Consider the following 4,966-nt stretch of genomic DNA (forward strand, 5'->3'; position numbering starts at 1 on the left):
CATGCGGAACAAATTTTTAAGGTAATCGAATTTAAAAAACGGATTTTTTATCAAGTGGTTTTCTTGAAATGATATATTAAAGATTAAAATGACATAACATTAATTACCATCGCCTGAAGCCGGCTTGGCTCTTCATTTTTGGGTTATTCCCTTCGGTCATGAGCTCAGCGCCTAACGGCGATTCGGTTGAACCAAAAACGAAGCAAAACTTTAGTCCGACTTCCGGCGGGAATTCAAGGCTTAGCATTTTGAGCGACCTTCTTTACTTTCGATTTCTAAATTAAAAAAACTCGATGATGCTACATCCATTTTATTTCCAATTAAACTTACTTCGCATCATCTCAAACAGTTTTTAATTTGCCTTCGGCCGAAATCTTCAAGTAAGAAGGTGCCCGCTCAAAATACTTAGGCCGACTATAATTGCCCGTTTCAGAAAATGATTAGCAACTCCCCAAAGCGGGTTGGCCCGATCAAATTGGCGGGCTAGCGTTAGCGTGAATGATCAATAAACATAAATGACATAAAAGAGGCTTGTCCAGCTTTTATATGTCATTTAGTTTATTGAACAGAGCGGGTGGAAGCGTAATTTGATCTAGACTTTTTTGCAACTTTTTTTGTCATGAAAAAAAGTTGGTTGTAAAAAGTTAACTTTTTCTATGATGAGATAAAGTGGGTTATGCATTGCACAAAACGGGAGGAATTTTAAATTAGAAGATTGCTTTATCCGGGATTTTTGGGTTAGGGCTTCGCTAAAAGTTAAAGCGTCATGCTTCAGTGCTGTGAATCGGGTTCTGTTTGCAGACTGGCTCAGATTTTTGGCTACAAGTCATCTGGTGAATTGATCCTTGCCTTTTGATTGATGCAAACTGTTTTGAAAAGTTAGCAAGTTATTCACCACATGACTTTCAATGGGTTTCTGGCAGGGTTGATATCATTTTTTCAAACAAAGCTTTCCATCTTCGTCACGAACAATGATTCCCCGCTCCATAAGCTCTCTGATGCGCTCTATGAATGCTTCCTGGTGGTCGTGGAATTTATTTTTTAAGTCCCTGGGCAATAGCGGCTTTTCTTCTAAAGCGTCTAAAATATTTTGTGTAATAACTTTGTTGGGTAAGGGTTGTTTTTTTTGCTTTTTCACACAGTAATCGCATTGGCCGCATTCCGGTGCATTCTTTTGTCCGAAGTATTGTAATAAAATCTGGCTCCGGCAACGGTCCTGCGTTTCGGCATAATACACGGCTGCCTTAAGTTTATTGGCTGCCATATTTTTACGAAAATCGTAGTTTTCACGCGATATGTACAAGTTTTCTCGCGAAAGACGCTCTTCGCGATAAAACACAATCGGGTTGTTTTTTTGCGGAATATAGCGGACAATTTTCAGGTTATTGAGGCGTTGCAGGTATTTAAAAATCACCTCCACTGAACTTTTGGCGCGGCGTGCAAGCATAAGCTCATCAATGGCTACAAAATCGGTAAATAGGCCTGTGTAACTACGCAAAATCAATTTAATGAGCCTGTCGAATGCAGCATTGGCTACCTGAAACTCATACAACTCGTCGCGGTGAACAAGAAATTTTATTTTACTTGGATTGTGTACGCTATCTGTAAGCTCTATATAACCTTCCGATTGTAGGACTTTAAGGGCATTATAGGCCTGAATCATGCTGTAACGATAAGTTTTAGCAAAATCGGCCAGTATAAAATCAAAGCTCATGCCTTTTCCAGAGCCCACAGCCAGGTTATAAAAATTTCCCAGCGACTCATATATTTGTTTAATCAGTTTAATGTCCGGAAAGCTGTTCGTAAAACTCTGCTTTAGCCGTGTATGGTCTTGTTTATTGTACAATAAAATGCCGTAAGCTTTTTTCTCATCTCGTCCGCCCCTGCCCGCTTCCTGAAAATAGGCCTCGAGCGAATCGGGTAAATCCATATGCACCACAAATCGCACATCGGGTTTGTCAATTCCCATACCAAAGGCATTTGTAGCTACGATGATTCGGGTGCGATTGCTTTTCCACTCCTCCTGCTTTTCATCGCGCCGCTCTGCCGATAAGCCTGCATGGTAATAATCAGCATTGATGCGATTACGTTGCAGATGTTCAGAAATTTCGCGTGTTCTGCGGCGGCTACGCACATACACCACCCCCGTCCCCTTGTTTCGTTGGCAAAGCCGGGTAAGGTCGTTGAGCTTATCGTCTGAATGTTTTACCCAATACACCAGGTTTTTTCGTTCGAAGCTCTTTTTAAAAACATTGCGCTGCTTAAACTGCAGCTTATCCATAATATCGTCCACTACTTTTGGTGTAGCAGTGGCAGTCAGCGCCAAAAAGGGTGTATTGGGAATCAACTCCCGCAAATTAGCTATTTCCAGATAAGCCGGTCTAAAATCGTAGCCCCATTGCGAAATGCAATGTGCCTCATCAATTGCTATCAGGTTCACATTCATACCCTGCACGCGTATACGAAACAGCTCTGTACCCAACCGCTCGGGCGATACGTACAAAAATTTATAATCGCCATAAATGCAGTTGTTCAATGCTGTATCGATTTCATCTTTCGATAGTCCGCTGTAAATGGCAAGGGCCTTTATGCCGCGTTCCCGCAAATTATAAACCTGGTCTTTCATAAGAGCAATAAGCGGTGTTACCACAATGCAAATACCATCCTGTGCCAACGAGGGAACCTGGAAAGTAAGCGATTTTCCACCTCCGGTTGGCAGCAAACCAAGGGTATCCTGACCACTTCCCACCGATGCTATAATTTCATGCTGCATTGGTCGAAAATCATCATAGCCCCAATGGTCTTTAAGTATTTTTTGGTATCTGTCCATATATGTGCGAACTATAGCGCGATATTTACAAAGATATAAAAATTGAACAGCCAAACTCATTGCAAAAGTGTCTGAAAAAATGTTTCAATAATAAAAATATACACTTTCAGCTACCACCTTATCCTGTCAGGTTGACATGTCAATTATTTTGGTATAATATTCGTATATGCACATATGTCAATTTGAAAAAACAATAAAAAATGATTTTGATACAATCACCTGAAGAGATAGGCGCAGAGGCCAAAAATTATTATGTACTGGTCTACAAATCGGGAAGCAGCCAAAGTGAGTGCGCATACAAAAGCATTGAAAAGGCTGCGGAAAAAACAGGTATTGCAATATTTGCAGCCGATGTAAATAAAACACGCGCTGTGCACAAACCACTTGGCGTAAGTGCTGCGCCCACACTGGTAAAAGTAGCGGAAGGCAAACCAGTAAAACACATTAAAGGCTGCCAAAGTGAAGGTTTTTACGAAACATTGTTTGAAGGTAAAGAATTCACATCATTTTCGGGCAGTGGTGGCGGCGACGGACAGTCGGTACTGATGTACACCACACCCACATGCACGTATTGCAACAGTTTAAAAACCTATTTAAACGAACAAAAAGTGCCGTTTACCGAAATAGATGTATCAAAAGACCACCAGGCAGCGCAGGAGATGGCCCAGCGCAGCGGTCAGCAAGGTGTACCCCAAACCGTAATAGACGGACAGGTCGTTATAGGTTTTGACAGAAATAAGATAAACCAATTACTCAATTTAGAATAATTTAACCATTAAATGTAGACGAATATGAAAGAGTTACAACCAATCAACCAACATGTGTTAGTTGAGCTGAAAGAGCAGAAAGAAGAAAAAACTGCTTCCGGAATTATTATTCCCGACTCAGCCAAAGAGCAGGACAATACTGGTGTAGTAGCTGCCATAAGTCAAATTGAGAACCCTGAAATCGCCGAAGGCGAAACCGTTATGTTTAAAGAACGTGCGGGTGAGGAACTTGAATTTGAAGGTAAAAACTACCGTATGGTGCCCTACGCTGACATTCTCGGTAAAATAATCGAGACCGAGTCCATTTAAGTTGATTGTATTTAGTGGTTAAGCAAACATGTTAAATGATATATTTCCAACCATCATTGACGAGTAATTGAGAAAGGCGCTGAAAGGCGCCTTTTTTTTATGATTCTGAGATTAAAAGTCCGCTACTTTGTTGATTCATTTAGAAAGTAATTTATTCCGAAAAACATTAATTTTTAATGGTAAAAATCCATTTTAGCAACAAAATCTATTGTGGGATGAACTTCAGTTTTTTTGTCATTAAATACATAAAACAAGTGACGAATGGTGCATAATTGCAATAATGAAACTCCTTGTCTAACGCTACATCCCCTATACCTGCATTTCGCTAGAGCAAAAGAAGTTAGGTACCTATACAATAATTCTGTACTTTTGCAAAAACACCATAAAAACAGTGAAAAATGAAAGGCTTTTTACTCAGCACATTTCTATTTTTAAGCATTAGTTTAATAGCACAAACAACCAACCAAAATGGCGACTGGGAAGATAATGCGACCTGGCAGGGCGCTGCTCCGGGTACCACATTTGCTTCAGATGTATATATTGAACATAAGGTCACATCAAATAGTGGGCTTAATTTATTTTTAGGAGGCACCTTAACCATAGGGAACAATAATGGGCCAACAGATAGCCTAACAATAAACGGTGAGTTCATTTCTACCGGAGTTACCACCCTTATTATTAACAACGATGGCGTTGCAAAAATAAATGGCGATATTTCAAATATATTTTTAGGAAGCATAATTGTTGATGGTAAGCTTTTGGTTGACGGTAACTTTTATAATACTGGAACATCAGATATATCTGTAAGTGAGACCGGAACCATTGGTGTTACAGGTGACTTTTACAATTTAGGTGATGTGGCCAACGATGGTAACATTAATGTAGGCGGAACATACTTTGATACCGGGAATACAACAGGAACTGGCACACTTGACGAAGGACACACCAACCCGCTCCCAGTGGAATTTGGAAACCTTACACACGAAATTGTAAACGACAGAGTCAGACTTGAGTGGTACACCCTCTCAGAGCTCAATAACGACTATTTTATTATAGAAAA

At 40.2% G+C, this 4,966-nt stretch carries 4 protein-coding genes; 3 read left to right on the forward strand and 1 reads right to left on the reverse strand.

Translation table 11 applies throughout. The features are described from left to right. Positions 1–931: 931 nt before the first annotated feature. Positions 932–2,830 carry an ATP-dependent DNA helicase RecQ gene (locus VJ937_RS09685; protein ID WP_324066699.1) on the reverse strand — a complete coding sequence of 633 codons (1,899 nt, stop codon included), beginning with the start codon at positions 2,828–2,830 and terminating at the stop codon, positions 932–934. A 200-nt stretch (positions 2,831–3,030) separates the two neighbouring features. Here VJ937_RS09685 and VJ937_RS09690 point away from each other — a divergent pair, with 200 nt between their 5' ends. The 3 genes from VJ937_RS09690 to VJ937_RS09700 all read left to right on the forward strand — a co-directional run. After that, the gene (locus tag VJ937_RS09690; RefSeq protein ID WP_324066700.1) at positions 3,031–3,597 is read left to right on the forward strand and encodes a glutaredoxin family protein; all 567 of its coding nucleotides are present in this window, start codon (positions 3,031–3,033) and stop codon (positions 3,595–3,597) included. Between the two features lie 24 nt (positions 3,598–3,621). Next, positions 3,622–3,906, forward strand: a complete 285-nt coding sequence (locus VJ937_RS09695) for a co-chaperone GroES (protein WP_057954393.1) — start codon at positions 3,622–3,624, stop codon at positions 3,904–3,906. Positions 3,907–4,304: 398 nt separating this feature from the next. Beyond that, the coding region (locus VJ937_RS09700; protein ID WP_324066701.1) for a hypothetical protein at positions 4,305–4,966 on the forward strand (662 nt) is incomplete at its 3' end.

The sequence above is a fragment of the Salinivirga sp. genome, assembly GCF_035268865.1.
Classification (GTDB): domain Bacteria; phylum Bacteroidota; class Bacteroidia; order Bacteroidales; family Salinivirgaceae; genus Salinivirga.

What these genes read in the sequence shown, in the direction of transcription:
- VJ937_RS09685 (WP_324066699.1), bottom strand. Translation starts at nt 2,830, where the DNA reads ATGGACAGATACCAAAAAATACTTAAAGACCATTGGGGCTATGATGAT.
- VJ937_RS09690 (WP_324066700.1), top strand. Translation starts at nt 3,031, where the DNA reads ATGATTTTGATACAATCACCTGAAGAGATAGGCGCAGAGGCCAAAAAT.
- VJ937_RS09695 (WP_057954393.1), top strand. Translation starts at nt 3,622, where the DNA reads ATGAAAGAGTTACAACCAATCAACCAACATGTGTTAGTTGAGCTGAAA.